Genomic DNA, 20,586 nt, shown 5'->3' on the forward strand with positions numbered 1-20,586 from the left:
CTCAGCGACATCCCCGGAGGACAGCGTGTCGACCACCCAGGGCACCACCCCCGCGATCGAGTTCCGTGACGTCGTCAAGAGGTTCGGCGACAACGTCGTGCTCGACGGGCTGAGCTTCAGCGTCGCGAAGGGCGACCGCGTGACGCTCATCGGCCCGTCGGGCTCCGGCAAGACGACGATCCTGCGCCTGCTCATGACCCTCGAGGAGTCGGACGGCGGGCTCATCCTCATCGACGGCGACCCGTACACGCACGAGTACCGCGGCCAGAAGCGGGTCGAGGTACCCGAGAAGCGGCGGCGCGTCGTGCGCAACCGTGTCGGGATGGTCTTCCAGCAGTTCAACCTGTTCCCGAACATGACGGTGCTCGAGAACATCATCGAGGCGCCCGTGCACGTGCTCAAGCAGCCGAAGGGCGAGGCGATCGCCCGCGCGGAGCAGCTGCTCGAGCAGGTCGGGATGTCGGACAAGCGCGACTTCCGGACCAACCAGCTCTCGGGCGGCCAGCAGCAGCGCGTCGCCATCGCGCGGGCGCTCGCGATGGACCCCGAGATCCTCCTGCTCGACGAGGTCACGTCCGCGCTCGACCCCGAGATCGTCGCCGACGTCCTCGGCGTCCTGCGGGAGATCGCCGAGACGACGGACATCACCATGCTGCTCGTGACGCACGAGATGCAGTTCGCGCGCGACGTGTCGAACCGCGTGCTGATGTTCGACCACGGGCACATCATCGAGGAGGCTCACCCCGAGACGATGTTCACCAACCCGACCCACGAGCGCACGCAGGAGTTCCTCAAGGCCGTCCTCGGCTGACGGCTCGTCGGGGCGGGGTCGTGGTGGCTGGGCCCGCGGCCGACGGTTCCGCGAGGGGCGGGGCGGGTCTACCATCCGCGGCCCGGCACGGCGCTCCCGGCTGTTCAGTCATCACCCGCCACGACCCGCCCCACCCCTCGCTCCACCGCCAGCCGCTCTGCCGTTGGCCGTCGGTCCGGCAGTCGCTCGGTCGCCCGGCTGGTCGCGTGCTGTCAGGCCGGGTCACCGATGCGGCGGAGGGCATCGACGATCTGGGTCCAGAAGCGGTCGTGGTCGAGCGTGACGCCGACCTGGGTGCGGCACTCGACGGGCTCGTCGCCGCGGAGGTCGACGACGGTCATGCCGGTCGTGAGGGTGCCGGTGAGCTCGACGTCGACCGGCGCGCGGCGCGTCGTCATGACCTCGGGGTCCGCCACGTAGGCGACGGCGCACGGGTCGTGGACCGGCGGGTGCGGGAAGGCCTGCGTGGCGCTGTACGTGCCGCCGTAGAAGTCGAGCAGCTCGCCGACGAAGCGCGCCGGTCCGGTGCCGAGGGCGGCGAGCCGGTCGCGCACGTCGGGGGTGGCGACGGCCTGGTGCGTGAGGTCGAGACCGACCATCGTTACCGGCCACGCCTCGTTCAGGACGACGTGCGCGGCCTCCGGGTCGGCGAGCACGTTGAACTCGGCCGTGGGCGTGCGGTTGCCGCCGTGGAACGCTCCGCCCATCATCACGACCTCGCGCACGCGCGGCACGATGCGTGGCTCCTTGCGCGCCGCCGTCGCGATGTTGGTCAGCGGACCGACGGGCACGAGCGTGATCTCGCCGGGCTCCGCCGCGAGGACCGTCTCGACGATGAGATCGACGGCGTGCCGCGGGTCGACGGCGCGGCGCGGGGCAGGCAGGACGGGACCGTCCATCCCCGAGTCGCCGTGGATGTCGGGGGCGACGATCCGCGGCCGGACGAGCGGGCGGTCGCAGCCCGCCGCGACCGGTACGTGGATCCCCGCGACCTCCGCGACGGACAGGGCGTTACGCGTGACCTTCACGAGCGTCTGGTTGCCCGCGACGGTCGTCACGGCGACGAGGTCGATCGCGGGGGAGCCGTGGGCGAGGAGCATCGCGACGGCGTCGTCGTGGCCCGGGTCGCAGTCGAGGACGATCTTCCGCGGGTACGTGGGCTCGGGAGTCACGCGCCCATCCTCGCGCGGTGCGGCACGCCAGGCACGTGCCCGACGACGCGTGGCGCGCTTCGCGCCGGACGGCCCACGGCGGCTAGGCTGTGCTGCGGCCCTGCCCCGGGGCCATGCGCCTGTAGCTCAGGGGATAGAGCACCGCTCTCCTAAAGCGGGTGTCGGCAGTTCGAATCTGCCCAGGCGCACAGCGTGGCTGTGTCCACGGTAGTGCTCGTCCCGAGGCTCCTCGGTGACGGGGCGCAGGAGGCGTGAAGGCGTCGTCCTCCTGCTGAGCGTGCGGTCGGCAGGCCGTCTCGCGCTGCGGCTCGTCCGTCGCGCGACGTGAGAGTGCGGGGAGCCCGCCCGTCACGGCTGGTCGAGCGGTGTCCCTCGCCACGAGCGCGCATGCTCGCTCGCTCGTGGGGCCCGGAGGCGGCGGTCGTGCGGAGAGGCTGCGCCCTTCGACACGGCGCCGACCTGTCCGCCGGGCAGGTCGTGACCCGGCGTGCTGCGCCGCGGTCGGTGTGAGAATGGAACGAAGGAGGAGACGTGGCTCGAGCAGGCCAGCGGCGGACCGGTCGCGCGCGCCCTGACCCCGGCGCCCAGCGCCGTCGCGCACCACGACCCTCCGAGAAGGGGATCATCCCGGTGCTCGCGGGGATCGCCCGCGAGCTCGACGGGGCGGTCCGCCGACCGCCGACGCGTCCCGCCGTGCGCACGCAGTTCCAGGTCGCCGCGCTCCTCGTCCGGGAGGAGCGGGCCCGGGTGATGGCCGACGCCTCCCTGACCGCGGGCAAGCGCGACCAGGAGCTCAAGCGGCTCGACGGCGTCGCGACGCTGCTGGCCAAGATCGCTGTCCGGGACACCACGCTCCTTACGCTGCTCGCCGAGGACGCCCGGGTCACCGACGCGGCGCGCGACTACAAGGCGACCGTGATGCGCGCCGGCGGGCTGGAGCCGCCCGAGGAGACTGCGCCCGCCGCGCCGGCGCCGTCGGCCTCGTCGCCCTCGTCGGCCCAGCCGACCTCTCCGGCTGCGATCCCCGCCGAGAAGCGGGTCGTGCCCCGGTCGGTGATCTCGCGCCAGCTGGCCAACCCCTTCCTCGCGCCGGACTTCGAGGCCGCGGCCGAGCGGACGGCTGCGCGTGCACGCCGGCTGGCCGGCTGGGAGCTGCTCGAACCGCTCTTCCGATCCTTCGAGCAGGCCGGCCCCGGCGCACCGGCGTGCATGCCGCTGCCCGAGGCCCGCTCGCTGTCCGCATCCTTCGGCCGTGAGCTCATGCCGCACCAGGCCCAGGTCGTCGCGGCGACCGCCCGCGGCCACCGCACCTTCCTCCTCGCCGACGAGCCCGGGCTCGGCAAGACCGCCCAGGCGCTGCTCGCCGCGCAGGCGGCGGACGCGTTCCCCCTGCTCGTCGTGGTGCCCAACGTCGTCAAGACGAACTGGGCGCACGAGGTCGGGATGTGGACGCCGCTGCGCCGCGCCACGGTGGTCCACGGCGACGGCGACAAGGTCGACGCGTTCGCCGACGTCGTCATCGTGAACTACGAGCTGCTCGACAGGCACGTCGGCTGGCTCGGCGACCTCGGCTTCCGCGGCATGGTCGTCGACGAGGCGCACTTCATCAAGAACAAAGGATCGCAGCGCTCCCAGCACGTCCTCGCGCTCTCCGAGCGGATCCGGACCCGCACCGCGCGGCCGTTGCTCATGGCCCTCACCGGCACCCCGCTCATCAACGACATCGAGGACTTCCGGGCGATCTGGCAGTTCCTCGGCTGGATCGACGACACCAAGCCGCTCGGGAAGCTGATGACCGCTCTGGAGGACACCGGTCTCACCCCGGCGGACCGGGGCTTCTACGCCGCCGCCCGGGCCGCCGTGATCGACATGGGCATCGTGCGCCGCCGCAAGGCCGACGTCGTCGCCGACATCCCCGCCCGCCGGGTGGCGGACCTGCCGGTCGAGCTCGACGGCGCTGCCGGCCGCTCGATCCGTGCCGCCGAGACCGCGCTCGCGCGCCGTCTGGCCGACCGCTATCGCTCTGCCGAGGCGGCGCGCGCCGGCGCCGACGCCGCCGACACGGTGGGCGGCGAGGTCGACCTCGACCTCGCGCGCCGGGTGGCGGCCGCGGAGCTCAAGGACTCGAGCTCGAAGACCGGTGGCGAGAACGTGTTCACGATGGTCCGCCGGATCGGCCAGGCCAAGGCCGGCCCGGCCGCGGACTACGCGGCGCAGCTCGCCCGCAACGTCGGCAAGGTCGTGTTCTTCGCCAAGCACGTCGACGTGATGGACGAGGCCGAGCAGACCTTCGCCCAGCGCGGCATCCGCTACGCCTCGATCCGCGGCGACCAGACGCCGAAGGTGCGCGAGAAGAACATCGACGCGTTCGTGAACGATCCCGACGTGTCGATCGTGGTGTGCTCCCTGACGGCCGCGGGGGTGGGGCTGAACCTCCAGGTCGCCTCCAACCTGGTGCTGGCCGAGCTGTCCTGGACCGACGCCGAGCAGACCCAGGCCATCGACCGCGTCCACCGGATCGGGCAGGACGAGCCCGTCACCGCCTGGCGGATCATCGCCGCCCAGACCATCGACGCCACGATCGCCGAGCTCATCGACAGCAAGTCCGGTCTGGCCGCCCGTGCGCTGGACGGGGCGTCGGACGACGACGGCGCGTCGTCGAAGGACGTGCAGCTCGACGCCCTGGTGGCGCTGCTCACCGACGCGCTGGCCGCCGAGCGTCTGGGTTGACCGCGGGACCGCCGGCGCGGGCCGGCGCACGGGCGGTCGCGGCGCGGCCGCGGGACCGGACCGGTGGCGCAGGAGCAGCGCGAGCATGAGCGCGCTGGTCACGAGGTAGAACGTGTGCAGCACCCAGATCGGTCCCGCCGGCAGGTCGAAGACGTACAGCGAGTAGACGGCGTTGCCGAGGTTGGTCATCAGCAGGCTCGGCAGGCTGTACGACTCGAGGTCCCGCGTGCGGACGGCCTTGACGACCATCGGGAGCATGCTGCTCGCGAAGACCACCGTCGAGACGCCGCCGGCGGCGAGCGCCACGTCGACCACCATGTCCGCGGGCCTCCTTCCGCCTCGATCACCTCGCGTGATCCGACGCTAGGCGCGCGGGGAGGGACGGCGCGTCGGGTCTTCGGCGCATCCCGGCCACCCGTGGGTGGGCAGAACGGTGCAGGTGCCCGACGGCGGTGCGGCGCCCGGGCGGTCGTCGCACCTCAGGTGGCGGGTCGCCGAGGGACCCCGTTCTCGTGCGCCCACGCGGCCGCCGCGGTGCGCGACGAGACGCCGATCTTCGTGAAGATGTTCGCCAGGTGCCGGCTCACCGTCTTCTCGCTGATGAACAGCTCACCGGCTACCTGCCGGTTCGTCAGACCCGAGGCGACGCTGGAGAGCACCTCGCACTCGCGGTCGGTCAGCCCGCCGGGGAGCGCACCCCGGTCGAGGCGCCGCACGTCCGGGAGGGCCCCGAGCTCGCGGTAGATCGCCAGGGCCGTCGCGCGGTCGGCGTCCGCGACCCCCGGCTCGCCCGTGGCGCGGTGTGCGTGCGCGAGCAGCTCGTAGACCTGCGCGGTCTCGTAGCGGCACTGCAGGCTGCGGTACTCGCGCGCCGCCGCCTCGAGCGTGCGCACGGCATCAGCGGGGTGTGCCCGGGCCACCTGCACCGCACCCCGGGCGTGCGCCGCCCAGGCGCGCAGGCCCGGGGTGTCGAACAGTGCTGCCGTCTCCTCGAGGCGCGCGCACCAGGCCTCCGCCTCGTCCACCAGGCCGAGCTCGAGGGCCATCCGCACGCCCGGGGCGAGCAGGGCTGCGGACGAGAGCGGGTCCCTGCCCGCGAGCGCGAGGGACAGCCTCGACCAGCCGGCGCCGCCGTCGCCGGCCGCGAGCAGGAGGAGGGACTCGCCGGGCTGCGGCTCCGTGCCGAGCCCTCGCGCCCGGTCGTACGCCGCGCGGGCGCCGTCGTGGTCACCGCGGAGCCGCCTGATCTCGCCGAGCTGGTAGAACGCCTCGGCGGCCACCCAGTTGCTGCGGCCCTCGAGCTCGACCCCGCTGCGCTCGACCTGTTCCTCGACCGCCGCGCCCCCGCCCTGCGTGCACAGCAGCTGGAGCCGGTGGACCCGGCAGATCCCCGAGTAGATGCCCTCGCCCTGGAACTGCTCGCACCACTGCTCGGTCGCCTGCGTCCAGGCCCGCATCCGGTCGAGGTCCGCGAGCTGGTGGCACGCGTGGATGACCGTGCAGTACACCTCGCCGGCCCACTCCGGGGCGAGCCGCCCGGCGAGCACGGGCAGCATCGCCTCGTCGAGCTGGCCGAAACCTGTCGCGACGCGGCCGCGCTGCAGGTCGCTCAGCCCGGCCAGCACGAGGGCCAGGGACGTGACCGCCAGGTCGCCGGTGCGTCGCGCGACCCGCGCGGTGCCGTCGGCGGCCTGCTGGAGTCCTTCGTGGTCGCCGCGGGCGAGCGCGAGCGCGCCGGTCCCGTAGAACAGGTAGCCGTGCGTCGCGCTCTCCGGGAGGTCGGCGAGCAGGCGGCGGGCACGGTTCAGCCAGCCGGACGCCACGACGAGGTCGCCCCGGCCGCCCCAGAGGACGGTCAGGTCGAGCGCTCGGCGAGCTGCGCCGTCGGCGTCGCCCTCGTCCTCGAGGAGGCGGAACGCGAGCTCGGTGATCTCGAGCGACTCCTGCGCGCTGCCGACCCACCACGCGGCGCCGCCGAGCCGTGCCAGGTCTCGTGCCTCGAGCCCCGCCACCTCGCGAGCCCGCGACAACGCGCCGTAGGCGACCTGCCAGTCGCCCCGGGCATACGCCGCACGCCCTGCGGCGAGGTCGTCCGTGCCGTCCATGGTGCCAACCCACGCTAGACCCTTCGGTCCGACGGTGGGCAGACGGGCAGACCTCGAGCGCCATCGGGGGAGACCGATCGGCGGGTGGCGTCGCCCTCGCGCGTGTCCGCAGACCCTGCCCTACGCTCGCACGACGACGGCGAGAGAGAGGTGTGCCATGGGATTCCTGGGAAAGATCACGAAGAGCGGGATCGCGGTCAAGGCGGCTCGCGTCGCCCAGCGGGAGATGTCGAAGCCGGAGAACCAGCGCAAGGCCAAGGAGCTGCTGGGCAAGATCACCCGGCGGGGAGGCTCCACCGGGCCGTCCGGACGGTCCTGAACGCCGACCGCGTGGACGGCGGCCCGGCACGCTCGTAGGGCTTCGGCGGCGCTCGTCGGCGGCGCTCGCTGGCGGCCACCGACGCTGTCGGTGGCCGCGCGTAGCGTGAGGCACGTCACGTCGCCGCGACGAGAGGCCGCACCATGACCGATCCGCCCTGGGAGCCCCCGCTCGCCGGCACCGACGTCGAGCACCTCGTCGGCACGCTCGAGCGGCTCCGTGCCACGTTCCGCTGGAAGGCCGACGGCCTCGACGTGGAGCAGCTCCGTACCCGGGCGGTCCCGACGTCCGAGCTGACGGTCGGCGGCCTGCTCAAGCACCTCGCCGTCTGCGAGGACGACGTGTTCTGCTGGCGCATGGCGGGGCGGCCGCCCGTCACGTTCCTCTCGGTGCCCGAGGAGGACGTCGCACGCTGGCAGTTCACCGTCGACCCCGACGAGACGGCCGATCAGGTGTACGGGCTGTGGGAAGCTGCCGTCGGGCGCTCGCGCGTCCGGCTGCGCGAGCTCGTGGCCGACGGCGGGCTGGACCAGCCCGGACACCTCGAGTTCGGCGACACCCGTCCCACGGTGAGGCGCCACCTGCACGACATGATCGAGGAGTACGGGCGGCACACCGGTCACATGGACCTGCTCCGCGAGGCGATCGACGGGCGGGTCGGCGAGGACCCGCCGACCGACTGGCCGATGCTCCCGCCCGACGCCCCGGAGGCATGAGCGGGAGCGGTCGGCGTCAGCCCACGACCCGCACCGCGACCAGCTCGCACTGAACGGGGTGCGACTCGGCGCACGAGCCGGTGAGCCACACCTCGACCTCGTCCCCCGTCGCGAGACCGGCGGACTCGATCGGTTCGCCGTCCGCCCCCACGAACGGCGTCTCCGTCACCACCAGGCTCATGCCGTCGAAGTAGTAGTCCGACGGCTCCGTCAGGAGGGCACCGGTCCCGGTGCGCTCGACGACGCCCGTCACGTCCGGCTCCCGGTCGGGGACGCCGCCGGCTCCACCGCCGCAGGCGGTCAGGAGCATCGCCAGCGCGACGAGCGCAGCTGCCGCCGAGGCAGTGGGGACGGACCGTGCGGAGATGCGTCGTCGGGCCATGAGGACCATGCTCCTCGACGCCGAAGGTTCGCGGTGGGGTTACGTGCCGTCAACGCCCGACGTCGACGGCGACGGGGCCGGCTCGGCCGAGCCGCCCGTCGTCCCGCCGGATCCCGAACCGCCACCGACTCCCGTGTCCGTCCCGCCTGTCTCCGTCCCGCCACCGGGCGTGCCGGTCTCACCGGTGCCGGGGGTCGCGGGCTCCGTGGGCTCCGGCGTCGGCGTGGCCGGATCGGTGGGCTCGTCGGTCGGGACCTCGGTCGGCGCGTCCGAGGGATCGTCCGTCGGCACGTCCGTGGCGTCGTCGGAGGGTGCGGACGGGTCGGGGGAGGGCGTCGTGGTACCGCCGTCGGGCAGCTCCTGCGGAGGCGTCACGGTCCCCGTCCCGGGCTCGCTGCCGCCGTCGTCGGTCGTCGTCGTGCGGCTGATCGACGTCCCTGACCCCTCCTGCCCGCGCACGGCGTCGGAGATCGGCTTGCCGATCACGAGCTCGGCGACGAGCACGACGCCCATGACGACGACGAAGAGCGCCGCGGCGGAGACGGCGAGCACCTTGCCCGTCCCGTAGCGGTCGATGAGGCGGAACCACGGACCGGGGCGCGCGTCGTCGTCGGGCGCCGGCGCGTCGTCGTCGGCAGGAACAGGCGTGCCGACGGTCGCGGTGACGGGTCCGCCTCCGCCGTCCTCGGCCGCGACGCTGCCACGCGAGACGACCGCCGCGTCGTCCGGCGCAGCGGAACGCGGTCGGGGGAGCGGCTGCGTGTCGTCGCCGCGAGGGACCGCGGGCAGCTTCGCCGTCCCGCCGCGAGGGCGGGGCGCGAGGTGGCTGACGACGGGCTTGAGCTGCTCGTGCGTCTTCTGGATCGACCGCGTGTACGCGTAGTTCGCGACGACGGTGATGACGCTCGCCGCACCGGCCCCGATGATCGTCCCGGCGATGCCGAAGTACGAGAGCAGCACCGTCGTGCTCACGGCGGCGAGGGCGCTCGCGATCATCTGCGTGAGCGAGAGCTTCGGCGCCTCGGGAGCCTTCTCGTCGGGCGCCTCGGGCGCGCCGGTGGGCGCGCCCGGGAACGGGCGGGTGCTGGGGGAGGTCGTCACGTCGTCTGTGGTCCGCGTCTTTCGAGTCGGGTGGCTGGTCGCGCCCGCTCTCCTCCGGCCGGCGCCTGCGCCGGGCGCTCCGCGGTCCGGCGTCGGGGCGGGCGTCCTTCCAGCGTAGCCACGGGGTGTGGGCGCGCCCGCGGGCGCAGGTGACCGGGACGTGACGGAAGGAGGAGATCGTGTGTCGGCGCCCGAGGAGTGACCAACGTCCCTGAACCTAGACGCGTGTGCAGGTTTATGGTGGAAGAGCCGGGCGGTCCCCGAACCGTCCCCTCGGCGGACCGCCCGGCGTCAGCAGCACAGCCAGGCGAGAGGAGTGGCCATGAAGGCCGTCCAGTACCGAGAGATCGGCGCACGACCCGAGGTCGTGGAGATCGAGACCCCAGAGCCGAAGCCGGGGGAGGTGCTGCTCAAGGTCTCCGCCGCGGGCCTGTGCCACTCCGACGTCTTCGTCATGGAGCAGTCCGCGGACGAGTACGCCTACGGGCTGCCGCTCACCCTCGGCCACGAGGGCGTCGGCGTCGTCGAGGCGGTCGGCGCCGGCGTCGACCAGAGCCTGGTCGGCACCGCGGCCGCGGTCTACGGGCCGTGGGGCTGCGGCGTCTGCCAGCGGTGCGCCGCCGGCCAGGAGAACTACTGCCTGCGCGCCGCCGAGCTCGGCATCGCCCCTCCCGGGCTCGGTGCACCCGGCGCGATGGCCGAGTACATGATCGTCGACTCGCCCCGCCACCTCGTGCCGATCGGCGACCTCGACCCGGTCCAGGCCGCCCCGCTCACGGACGCCGGTCTCACGCCGTACCACGCGATCAAGCGGTCGCTGCCGAAGCTCACGGCCGGCACGACGGCGGTCGTGCTCGGCGTCGGCGGCCTCGGCCACGTGGGGGTGCAGATCCTCAAGGCCCTGAGCGGGGCCCAGGTCGTCGCGCTCGACGTGACCGAGGAGAAGCTGGCCCTCGCGCGCGAGGTGGGCGCCGACCATGCCCTGATGTCGGACTCGTCCGCCGTCGAGGCGGTCAAGGACCTCACGGGCGGGCGCGGTGCCGACCTCGTGGTCGACTTCGCCGGTGTCCAGCCGACGATCGACCTCGGGCAGCAGCTGGTCGGAGTCGGCGGGGACTTCACGCTCGTCGGTATCGGGCACGGCATGCCGTCCGCAAAGGTCGGTTTCTTCCAGTCCCCGTACGAGGCGTCGTTCCTCGTGCCGTACTGGGGATATCGGCAGGAGCTGTTCGAGGTCCTGCAGCTCGCCCAGCAGGGACGACTCACCGTCCACACGGAGGTGTTCGACGTCGACGACGCCCCTGCGGCGTACGGCAGGCTGTGGGACGGAACGCTGCGCGGACGCGCCGTCGTGCGGTTCTGAAACGGTCCATTCGGGCGCCGGACATGGACGGTCGTCCAGATGACTTCCGTGCCGCACAGGACGCATCGCGCCACGTCGCGAGGCTTCACCCGGAGGCGAGTTGACGCGCCCCCGTGAAGCGTGCAAACTAGTGCCCGACGGAGCGCATCGCCTGCCCCCTGCGCGGTGCGCTCCGTTTCTACGTCCCGGCCCAGAGCCGGAGGCAGTGCCCCGGACCGCTGGTCCGGGGCACTTTGCATTTCCCGGGAGAACGCCGACGTCGCCATTTCCCAGGACTTCTCCAGGAAACCGCCCGGACGACCGTCCTGGTCCGCACGGCGGGCGATTCGTGCTCGTCGCGGCGCCGGACCGACGCGGTGATGCGCTCGGCGGTCGCGTGCTCGGGGAACCTTCCCCGGCGTGCCTCGACCGGGCGCCGCACCGGCACGGTTAGCGTCAGAGGGTGAACGCCGCAGCCCGCACCAGCTCAGCCGCCCGGAACGTGGCCGATCCTGCTCGGCTGCCCACCGACCCCGCCGGGACGCCCCCGGACGTCGACGACGAGGCGGTGCCGCAGCGCCCGGTCCTCGTGCGCCCGCCCACCACCGCCGACCTCGTCGAGGAGGCCGTCGCGCGGTGGCGCGCCGGGCTCGTCGAGCTCGCCGGCGGGTCCTCGCTCGCCGACATCTCGCTCCTCGGAGACGCCGTCGTCGATCTCACGGCCGCCCACCCGTCCGGTGTCGCGCAGCTCTTCGCCGGCCGACCCACCCGGCTGTCCAACCTGTTCCGGGAGGGCGGCTCGCTCCCGGCGGCGCGGCGTCGGGCACGCGCCGTCGTGGTCCGCGCCGCCGAGCACGCGCAGCGCTACGGTGTCGCGCCCACGTACCTCGCGATCGGCGTCGCGACCTGGACCGAGAGCGAGCCGTCGCCCTCCCGGCCGGCGGACGACGTCGGCGCGCTCGCGCGCGTCGCCGGCCGCGCGTCGCGGCCCGGCACGGCGACGATCGAGGTCTCAGCGCCCCCGGCGGACGTGACCGACGGCGGGCCCGACGACGTGACGAGCTCTGCCGACGTGTCCGGCTCCGACTCCGGTGCGGTGCCCGCCGCAGCGTCCGACGACGCGCGCCCCGCGGCCCTGCCGGCGCAAGGCGAGGACCCGGGCGCGCAGGCCGCGGACGGGGAGCCGGGCTCGGACGCCCCCGCCGAGGAGCCCGCCGACGCCGGTGTGCGCACCGTCCGGGCCCCCGTGCTCCTGCGACCGCTGACGATCACGCCGCGCGGCGACGGCGAGACGGACTACGAGCTCACGCTCGAGCCGACCGCCGAGATCAACCCGCTCCTCGCCCGGACGCTGCGTGCCCACGGAGCGCTGCTCGACCCGGTGACGCTCGCACGCAGCACCTTCACCGGTGCCGGGTTCGACCCGGGTGACGCGACGGACCGCATCGCGGCGCTCGGGCGCGCCGTCCTGGACGACTTCGGCCTCACGCACCGCGTGCTCGCCGGCACGTTCGTGCACCCCGGCCAGGTCCTCGTCGACGACCTCGACGAGCTCGTGGCCGGCCTCGAGCGGCACGAGATCGTCGCCGCGCTCGCTGGGGACGAGGACGTCGCGGCGACCGTGCGGCGCGAGCTGCCCGGCCCACGCGTCGGCGACGCCGACCCCGAGCTCGAGCGCGGGGTCGGCGACCTCGACCCGTCCCAGCGCCACGTCGTCGACGCGCTCGCGAGCGGCTCCCACCTGTTCGTCGACGCGCCGGCGGGGTCCGACGTCGCGGGGACGCTCGCCGCCGTCGTCGCCGAGGCCGCGGCGAGCGGCCGCCAGGTCCTGTACGTCCCCGGGCACCGGCGCGCGGCGGACGCGCTGGTCGCGCGTCTGGAGAGCCTCGGGCTCGGCGGCCTCGTGCTCGACGTCGCCCCCGACCCCACCTGGCGCGCCACGGTCTCGCACCGCCTGCTGTCCGCGATGGCGACCGAGCCGGAACCCGCGGCCGACGACGCGGTCGAGCGCACGCGCGACGCCCTGCTCGGCTCCCGGGCCCGGCTCGCCGGGTACATCGAGGCGCTGCACCTGGTCCGCGAGCCGTGGAGCGTCTCGGCCTACGACGCGCTCCAGGCCCTCGCGCGCATCGTCGCCGAGCGGCCCGCCCCCGACACCACGGTGCGCCTGGCCCCGGAGGTGGTGCTCGCCGTCGGGCAGCAGCGCGACCAGCTCGCCGACGACCTGCGGGACGCCGCCGAGCTGGGGGCGTTCACGACGCGCGCGACGTCGACCCCTTGGTACGGGGCGAACCTCACGACCCGGCAGGAGGCGCAGGACGTGCTGGTGCGCGTCGAGCGTGTGCGCACGCACACGCTCCCGCAGCTGCGGTCAGAGGTCGAGCGGGTCGCCGAGGTCACCGGCCTCACGCCTGCCACGACGCTGCGGCAGTGGGGCGACCAGCTCCGCATGCTCGGCGGCATGCGCGGCACGCTCGACGTGTTCCAGCCGATGATCTTCGAGCGCACCGCGCAGGACATGGTCGAGGCGACCGCCACCCGCCAGTGGCGCGAGGCGCACGGCGTCGACATGGGATGGTTCGCGCGCCGCCGCCTGCGCCGCCAGGCGCGGGACATGGTCCGCCCCGGCGTCCGGGTCCCGGACCTGCATGCCGCCCTCGTCGAGGTCCAGGCACAGCGGGCGGTCTGGCAGAGGCAGGCACCGGGTGGCGGCTGGCCGCGCCTCCCCGAGGGCCTCGCGGCGATCGAGGACACGCACGAGGCCGTCCGCATCGACGTCGAGGAGATCGAACCGGTCCTCGCGGGCACGCCGCAGGGCGCCGGGCTGCTCGACCTCCCGCTCGTCGACCTCGCCGCGCGCCTCGACACGCTCGCCGAGGACACGGAGTCGCTCGACCGCCTCCCCGCCCGCACGGCGGTGCTGCGCCGGCTCTCCGCCGCCGGGCTCGACGACCTGCTCGCCGACCTCGCCGAGCGGCGCGTCGAGACCGACCTCGTCGGTCCGGAGCTCGAGCTCGCGTGGTGGAGCTCGGTGTTCGAGCAGGTCCTCGCGCAGGACCATGCGCTCGCCGGGCAGGACGGCGCCGGGCTCGACGCGCTCGCGCGGCGCTTCCGGGAGCTCGACCGCGCACACGTCGCGTCGCTCGCCTCCCCCGTGCGCGTCGCGGTGCGTGAGCACCTCGCCACGGCGATGCGCGAGCACCGCGACGAGGCCGAGGACCTTTTCACCGAGCTGCTCGAAGGGCGGCTCGTCAGCCTCCGCGAGACGTCGGAGAAGCACCCGGACGTGCTGCGGCGCCTGCGGCCCGTCGTCGTCGCGACGCCCACGCTCGTGCCGCACCTGCTGCCGCCCACCCGCACCGTCGACCTCGTCGTGCTCGACGCGATCGAGCACGCTCCCGTCGAGCTCGTCCTCTCGGCGCTCGCGCGCGGGCGCCAGGTCGTCGCCGTCGGCGACCCGCGGGCGTCCTCGGCGTCGACGGTGCACGACCTGGCCGACCTGCTCCCGACCGTCACCCTCCTCGCGGACGGTTCGCAGCGGGACCCGTACGTCACGACCTTCCTCGCCGAGCACGGCTACGCCGGCGTCCTGCGGCCCGCGCCCCTGCCCCGGGCCGAGGCCCTCGTCCGGCTCGACGTCGTCGACGGCGCCGGGATGCCCGACCCGACGTCCGGGGCGGTCGAGAGCACGCAGGTCGAGGTGGACCGCGTCGTCGAGGTCGCGATCGAGCACGCGCTGACCCGGCCCGACGAGTCGCTCGCGATCGTCACCGTCACGCAGCTGCACGCCGACCGCATCCGCGAGGCGCTGCTCGTCGAGGTGCGGCAGAACCCGGCGCTCGCCGGCTTCTTCTCCGCGTCGCGGCCCGAACCGGTCGTCGTCGCCGACGTCTCGGGCGTCGCCGGCCTCGTGCGCGACACGATCGTGCTGTCCGTCGGCTTCGGGCGGACGCCGCACGGCCGCGTCCTGCACCGCTTCGGCATCCTCAACACCCCGGGCAGCGAGGCGATGCTGCTCGACACCGTCGGCGCGGCGCGCAGGCGCCTGCACGTGGTGTCCTGCTTCGCCGCGGTCGACCTCGACCCCGAGCGCCTGCGCGGCGGCGGCGCGAAGCTGCTCGCCGAGGTGCTCGACCTGGCCGAGCAGCGCAACGGCGTGGCCGACCAGGTCACGCTCGGCAACGGCGTCGACGTGGGCGGCACCCCCGACCGGCTCGTGCTCGACCTCGCGGAGCGCCTGTGGCGCGCCGGGCTCGTGGTCGAGACCGACTACGGCGTCGGCGACGGCGACCGCATCCCGCTGGTCGTCGGGCACCCCGACCTGCCCGGAGAGCTGCTCGTCGCCGTCCTCACCGACGACACCGCCTACGTCGCCGAGCGCAGCGTCCGCGTGCGCGACCGCCAGACCGCCGAGCGGCTCGAACGGATCGGCTGGACCGTCGCGCAGGTGTGGTCGGCCGCCGCGTTCCTCGATCCCGCGAAGGAGGCCGAGCGCATCCGGCGCGTCGTGCAGGACGTGCGCGACGCACGCCTGCCGGAGACCGGGGGCGTGGCCCAGACCGGTGGTGGCGACCGGATCGTCGTCGTGCCGGTGCTCGACGACGACGCGGACCACGGCGACGACGACCTCTGACAGCCCGCGCCCGTGTCAGGGCGAGGGGTCACGGGGGTGATCCGTGGCCCTGACACGGTGGTGGCTCGGCGAGGGTGTCAGGGCGAGGGGTCACCGGGGTGACCCGTACCCCTGACAGGTTGGTGGCGCGTGCCCGCACGGTGCGACGATGGTCCCGTGACCTCTGCCCCGCACGACGACACCTCCCAGGAGCCGACGCCGGGACGTCCCGGCGCCCGGCGGCCTCGCCGCGCGGTACGTCGCGGCACGGAGACGGCGGCGTTTGCCGGGGTGAGCGACGACGAGCGCCCGGGCGGCTGGGGGGACCCGGCGACGACCGACGGCGCAGGCAGTGGACAGAACGACGACCGACTGCTGCAGGACGTGCCCCCGCACTACGGGAAGCACTGACACGCACGAACCGGGGCGGCCGCGCCGTGGGCACGGACCGCGGCGGGGCGGGCACGAGGAGGCCCTCGACGCGGTGCGCCGAGGGCCTCGTTCCGCCGAGAGCTCCGGTCGGAGCCGGTCAGAACCGGTCGGTGGGACCGCCGAGCGGGCCGCCCGTGGGTCCTGCACCGGGCGAGCCCGGTCCGCCCTGACCCGGTGCGCCGGCCTGCGCGGCGAGCAGGTCGCGGATCTCCTGGAGGACGCGGACGTCCTCGGCCGGGGCCTCCGGCTCGGGCTCGACGTCCTTCTTGCGTCGCGCGGCGAGGTGGTTCATCGGCAGCACGATGACGAAGTAGACCGCGGCGGCGACGCACAGGAACTTGAACAGTGCGTCGAGGATCAGGCCGAGGCTGAAGACGGCGTTGTTGACCTCGAAGGTCGCCACCTGTGTGAGGTCGACCTGACCGAAGAGCGCCGCGATGAGCGGGCTGATGAGCCCGTCGACGATCGCGGTGACCACGGCGCCGAACGCCGCACCGATGACGACGCCGACCGCGAGGTCGATCGCGTTCCCGCGGAGCACGAACTCCTTGAACCCGTTGAACACGCCCTTCATGCAGATACCTCTCCTGTCGCTGGTCCGCGTGGCAGCGGCGCCACGACAAGTGCAGGAACGATCTTCGCAACGGGTCGGACGAGCGGCAACAGCGGTCTCGGGCTCCGGACGGTCGTGCGTCAGGCTGCGACGGCGGCCTCACGGGACGAGGACTGCCGTCACCTGGCCCCAGCCCGCGACGGCCGCGAGCCGTTCCGCCTCCTCCGGGAGCACCGCGACGAGCGTGACCTGCTCACCGGTCACGGTCGGCGAGCCGAGCAACCCACCCGAGGCCGACTCGCCCGGTCGACCGGGCACGACGACGGCGCCCCGCGCGAGGTAGGGGCTCGCACCGTCGGCCGGCGCGGGCTCGCCGGCGACGCCGGTCAGGCCCGTAACGGCGGACGCGACGAGCAGGTCCACCCGGTCGCCGGCGGCGAGGAGCCCGCTGATCCCGGGGTCGAGGCGCACAGGAGCCACGACCGTGCCGGGCGGCGCCGCGGAGACGAGGTCGCCCGCAGCGACGAGCGACTCCTGCAGCGCGGTCCCCGGCGCGATACGGACGGAGGCGGACCGTCCGACGGCGTCGTCCGGCGACCGCAGAGCCTCGGGCGCGAGGTCAGCGGGGACGTCGACGACCCGGACGTCCGCCGCGGCGAGCTCGGCACCGGCGGAGACCTCGCGCGCGGTCACGACGACGGGGACGGTGGGCGGAGGATCAGGACTCAGTGCCGAGACGGCCGTGGCCGCGGCGACGCCGCAGCACAGCGCGGCGACGGCGAACCGCAGGCGCCACCACAGCACCCCGGCACGACGGCGCGCCGAGCGGGCACGCGCACGGGCGTCGTCGGGCAGGGAGCCGCCGGGTCGAGGGGTCGAGACCATGGCCGCGACCGTAGCGGCGAGCGGCGCAGGACCGCCGTCGTCCCTGGGGACGACGGCGGTGGTGAGGCCCGTCACGGCGGCGGCGATGCCGACGACGCGGGCCTGTGGTCGACCGTGCGCGGCAGGTTGCCGCGCGGCTGACCGGGACCGGTCAGGAGGCGGGCGTGCTCGCGGTCGAGCTCGTCGACGAGGACGAGCTCGAGGAGGTGCCGTCCGAGGAGGACCCGGACGACGTGCTCGGGCTGCTCGCGCTGCCGTTCGACGAGCTCTTCGCGCTCGTGGACGCCGACCCGGACTTCCCGCCGGAGCGCGAGTCGGTCCGGTAGAAGCCGGAACCCTTGAAGGTCACGCCGACCGACGAGAACACCTTGCGCAGGCGCCCGGAGCACTCCGGGCAGACCGTGAGGGCGTCGTCCGCGAAGGACTGGTGGATGTCGAAGGCGTGACCGCAGGCGGTGCAGGTGTACGCGTAGGTGGGCACGGGTTCTCCTCGTTCACGTGACGGCGACTCGACGGGGGCCGGGCCTCTGCCGCCAGGTCAACACTCGCTGGCACTCGAATCTTCCGAGTGCCAATCATACGCGGGCGGGCGTGGACCCCGGCCGGGGTAGTCTCGCACCGTGTCTGCGCACGAACCCGTCGAGAAGCCTGCCGGTGACGACCCTGAGACCGTGACCGGCACGCGCCCGGCGCGGCGCACCGGCCGGCGCGTGCTCGTCGCCGTCGCTGCCCTGCTCGTCGTCGTGCTCGTGGCGGTGACCGTGCTCGTCGTCACGACGGTCCGCCGGCCGCTGCCGCAGACGGGCGGCGAGATCACGCTCACCGGGCTCGACGCCGAGGTCACGGTGCTCCGCGACGCGCAGGGCGTCCCCCAGATCTACGCCGACACCCCCGAGGACCTCTTCCGCGCCCAGGGCTTCGTCCAGGCGCAGGACCGCTTCTTCGAGATGGACTACCGCCGGCACGTCACGTCCGGACGGCTCACCGAGCTGGTGGGCGACAACCCGGACGCGATCGCGGCCGACAAGGTCACGCGCACCTTCGGGTGGCGCGAGGTCGCCGAGCAGGAGTGGGACATCGTCGCCCCGGAGACGAAGGCGTACCTCCAGGCCTACGCCGAGGGCGTCAACGCCTACCTCGAGAACCGCAGCCCGGGCGAGGTCGCGCTCGAGTACACGGTGCTCGGCCTGCAGGTCGACGTCGCGGAGCCCGAGCCGTGGGACCCCATCGACTCGCTCGCGTGGCTCAAGGCCATGGCGTGGGACCTGCGCGGCAACTACGACGACGAGCTCGACCGGGCGCTCGCGTACGGCACGCTCCAGGACCCCGCGCGCGTCGCCGAGCTCTTCCCGGCGTACCCCTCGGACGTCAACGCGCCGATCCTCCAGCCGGGCGAGCTCGAGAACCCGCAGCGGGTCTCCGCCGAGCTCTCGCCGGAGGCCGCGCAGACGTACTCGTCCGAGGGTCTGCAGGCCGCCGTCGCGTCGGCGGACCGCGCGCTCGCCGCCGTCCCCGTCCTCATCGGGCGCGGGGAGGGGACGGGCTCGAACTCGTGGGTCGTCTCCGGCGAGCACACGGCGAGCGGGCAGCCGATCCTCGCGAACGACCCGCACCTCGGCCTCTCCGCTCCCGGCATCTGGGCCCAGGTGGGACTGCACTGCACGACCGTCGGCCCCGACTGCGCCTTCGACGTCGCGGGCTTCTCCTTCGCCGGGTTCCCGGGCGTGGTCATCGGGCACAACGCCCAGCTCGCGTGGGGGCTGACCAACATGGGCGCCGACGTCACGGACTTCTTCGTCGAGCGCGTGCGCGACGACACCTACCTGCGCGGCGACACGTGGGAGCCGCTCGACGTCCGCACCGAGACCCTCGAGGTCGCGGGCGGGGACGACGTCGAGCTCGAGATCCGCTCGACGGTCCACGGCCCGATCGTCTCGACCGTCGTCCCCGCGACCGCCTCCGCCGAGGACACCCCCGCTCCGGACACACGCCTGGGCGAGTACGCCGTCTCGCTCCAGTGGACCGCGCTCGAGCCCGGCCGCACCGCCGACGCGGTCTTCGCCTTCAACCTCGCCGCGAACGCCGAGGACATGCAGGCCGCCGCGGCCCTGTTCGAGGTGCCCGCGCAGAACATCGTCTTCGCCACCGCGGACGGCCACATCGGCTACCAGGCCCCCGGGAAGATCCCGGTCCGCCAGACGGTGCCCGACGCCGCCGTGCCGTCCGACGGCACGTGGCCCCGCGACGGGTCCGACCCACGCTACGACTGGCAGGGCTACGTCCCGAGCGACCAGATGCCGCGCGTCGTCGACCCCGCCGAGGGTTTCGTCGTGGCTGCCAACCAGGCCGTGCTGCCCGCCGGCCTCGAACCGTTCCTCACGACGGACTGGGACTACGGATACCGCTCCCAGCGCATCCGCCAGCTCCTCGAGGAGGAGATCGCAGCCGGGCGGGCGGTCGACGTCGACACCATGAACGAGATCCAGGTCGACGACCGCAGCCCCTACGCCGAGGCGCTCGTCCCGATCCTGCTCGACCAGGACATCGACGACGACTTCGCCGCCCAGGGCCAGGAGCTCCTCGCCGACTGGGACTACCGGACGGACACCGACTCCGCCGCCGCGGCGTACTTCGCCGCCGTGTGGCGCAACCTGCTCGAGCTGACGTTCTGGGACGAGCTGCCGGAGTCCGCGCGGCCGAGCGGCGGCAGCCGGTGGCTCGCCGTCGTGCAGCGGCTCGTCGAGAACCCCACGGACGCGTTCTGGGACGACCGGCAGACCGTGAGCGTCGTCGAGACCCGTGACGAGGTGCTGACGCAGGCCCTGATCTCCGCCCGGCTCGACCTCACCGTCGAGCAGAGCAAGCAGCCCTCCGACTGGGCGTGGGGCAAGCTGCACCAGCTCGCGCTCGAGCACCCCGTCCTGGGCGGGTCGTCGATCCCGGCGCCCGTGCGCGACTACGTCAACCCCGACCCGGTGGGCATGCCTGGTGGCTCGTCCATCGTCAACGCGACGGCCTGGGACGCGGCGTCGGGCTCCTTCGAGGTGACCGCCGGACCGTCCATGCGCATGGTCGTCGACCTCGCCGATCTCGACCGCTCCACGTGGGTCACCGTGACGGGCGCGTCCGGCCACCCGGCGTCGAAGCACTACGACGACCAGCTCGGCACCTGGGCGCGCGGCGAGACCTTCGCCTGGCCCTTCACCGTCGAGGCCGTCGCCGACGCGGGGACGGACGAGCTGACGCTCGTCCCGTAGCGGACACTCGGGTCGCGTCCGCGGCGGGTCGAGATGTGTGCTTGGGCTGGCGCGCTCGTGGTCGTGTCCGCGGCGGGGTCGAGGTGTGTGCTCGGGCTGGCGCGCCGTCGCCACCTCCTGTCGGGTCGCCTTCTCGCGCGCGCTTCTACGCCCTTCGCACACACCTCGA

General features: G+C 74.0%; 15 protein-coding genes and 1 tRNA gene. 9 read left to right on the plus strand and 7 right to left on the minus strand.

From position 1 onward, the window contains the following. Positions 1-25: 25 nt before the first annotated feature. Positions 26-811 (plus strand): amino acid ABC transporter ATP-binding protein, encoded by a 786-nt coding sequence (locus ACZCLJ_RS17715; RefSeq protein WP_251150241.1) that lies wholly within the window; start codon positions 26-28, stop codon positions 809-811. Between the two features lie 212 nt (positions 812-1,023). On the opposite strand, the gene uriH is transcribed toward ACZCLJ_RS17715, so the two are convergent. Next, positions 1,024-1,983, minus strand: coding sequence for a uridine-preferring nucleoside hydrolase UriH (uriH, locus tag ACZCLJ_RS17720; protein ID WP_463104702.1), 960 nt, complete (start codon positions 1,981-1,983; stop codon positions 1,024-1,026). A 115-nt stretch (positions 1,984-2,098) separates the two neighbouring features. On the opposite strand from uriH, the gene ACZCLJ_RS17725 reads away from it, so the two are divergent. Together ACZCLJ_RS17725 and ACZCLJ_RS17730 are read left to right on the plus strand one after the other, a co-directional pair. Next, positions 2,099-2,171 (plus strand) — tRNA-Arg (locus ACZCLJ_RS17725). A gap of 343 nt (positions 2,172-2,514) precedes the next feature. Continuing rightward, a complete protein-coding gene (locus ACZCLJ_RS17730) occupies positions 2,515-4,713 on the plus strand; it encodes a DEAD/DEAH box helicase (protein WP_463104703.1) in 2,199 nt (732 codons plus the stop codon). Between the two features lie 479 nt (positions 4,714-5,192). Here ACZCLJ_RS17730 and ACZCLJ_RS17735 read toward each other — a convergent pair whose 3' ends face one another. Continuing rightward, positions 5,193-6,818 (minus strand): LuxR C-terminal-related transcriptional regulator, encoded by a 1,626-nt coding sequence (locus ACZCLJ_RS17735; RefSeq protein ID WP_463104704.1) that lies wholly within the window; start codon positions 6,816-6,818, stop codon positions 5,193-5,195. 157 nt (positions 6,819-6,975) lie between these two features. Here ACZCLJ_RS17735 and ACZCLJ_RS17740 point away from each other — a divergent pair, with 157 nt between their 5' ends. Continuing rightward, the gene (locus ACZCLJ_RS17740; protein ID WP_251150542.1) at positions 6,976-7,137 is read left to right on the plus strand and encodes a hypothetical protein; all 162 of its coding nucleotides are present in this window, start codon (positions 6,976-6,978) and stop codon (positions 7,135-7,137) included. A 143-nt stretch (positions 7,138-7,280) separates the two neighbouring features. Further along, complete coding sequence (locus tag ACZCLJ_RS17745; protein WP_463104705.1) at positions 7,281-7,853, plus strand: mycothiol transferase; 573 nt, start codon at positions 7,281-7,283, stop codon at positions 7,851-7,853. 16 nt (positions 7,854-7,869) lie between these two features. Here the strand turns inward: ACZCLJ_RS17745 and ACZCLJ_RS17750 are convergent, their stop codons facing one another. Together ACZCLJ_RS17750 and ACZCLJ_RS17755 are read right to left on the minus strand one after the other, a co-directional pair. Continuing rightward, positions 7,870-8,235, minus strand: a complete 366-nt coding sequence (locus ACZCLJ_RS17750; protein WP_463104706.1) for a hypothetical protein — start codon at positions 8,233-8,235, stop codon at positions 7,870-7,872. 39 nt (positions 8,236-8,274) lie between these two features. Next, complete coding sequence (locus ACZCLJ_RS17755) at positions 8,275-9,336, minus strand: hypothetical protein (protein WP_463104707.1); 1,062 nt, start codon at positions 9,334-9,336, stop codon at positions 8,275-8,277. Positions 9,337-9,658: 322 nt separating this feature from the next. Between ACZCLJ_RS17755 and ACZCLJ_RS17760 the strand changes: the two genes are divergently transcribed. The 3 genes from ACZCLJ_RS17760 (at position 9,659) to ACZCLJ_RS17770 (ending at position 15,701) form a co-directional block, all read left to right on the plus strand. Continuing rightward, entirely contained in the window at positions 9,659-10,699 is a 1,041-nt protein-coding gene (locus ACZCLJ_RS17760; RefSeq protein ID WP_463104708.1) for an NAD(P)-dependent alcohol dehydrogenase, read from the plus strand. 442 nt (positions 10,700-11,141) lie between these two features. Beyond that, positions 11,142-15,311, plus strand: coding sequence for a hypothetical protein (locus ACZCLJ_RS17765; RefSeq protein ID WP_463104709.1), 4,170 nt, complete (start codon positions 11,142-11,144; stop codon positions 15,309-15,311). Positions 15,312-15,467: 156 nt separating this feature from the next. Continuing rightward, on the plus strand, positions 15,468-15,701 hold the full coding sequence (locus tag ACZCLJ_RS17770) for a hypothetical protein (protein WP_463104710.1): 234 nt from the start codon (positions 15,468-15,470) through the stop codon (positions 15,699-15,701). A 118-nt stretch (positions 15,702-15,819) separates the two neighbouring features. On the opposite strand, the gene mscL is transcribed toward ACZCLJ_RS17770, so the two are convergent. The 3 genes from mscL to ACZCLJ_RS17785 form a co-directional block, all read right to left on the minus strand. Further along, the gene (gene mscL / locus ACZCLJ_RS17775; protein ID WP_463104711.1) at positions 15,820-16,296 is read right to left on the minus strand and encodes a large conductance mechanosensitive channel protein MscL; all 477 of its coding nucleotides are present in this window, start codon (positions 16,294-16,296) and stop codon (positions 15,820-15,822) included. A 138-nt stretch (positions 16,297-16,434) separates the two neighbouring features. Then, entirely contained in the window at positions 16,435-17,160 is a 726-nt protein-coding gene (locus ACZCLJ_RS17780) for an SAF domain-containing protein (protein WP_463104712.1), read from the minus strand. Positions 17,161-17,311: 151 nt separating this feature from the next. Continuing rightward, positions 17,312-17,641, minus strand: a complete 330-nt coding sequence (locus ACZCLJ_RS17785; RefSeq protein WP_251150533.1) for an FmdB family zinc ribbon protein — start codon at positions 17,639-17,641, stop codon at positions 17,312-17,314. Positions 17,642-17,870: 229 nt separating this feature from the next. On the opposite strand from ACZCLJ_RS17785, the gene ACZCLJ_RS17790 reads away from it, so the two are divergent. Further along, entirely contained in the window at positions 17,871-20,417 is a 2,547-nt protein-coding gene (locus ACZCLJ_RS17790; RefSeq protein WP_463106427.1) for a penicillin acylase family protein, read from the plus strand. The last annotated feature ends 169 nt before the right edge of the window (positions 20,418-20,586 follow it).

It is taken from the genome of Cellulosimicrobium sp. So1_17, assembly GCF_055181235.1.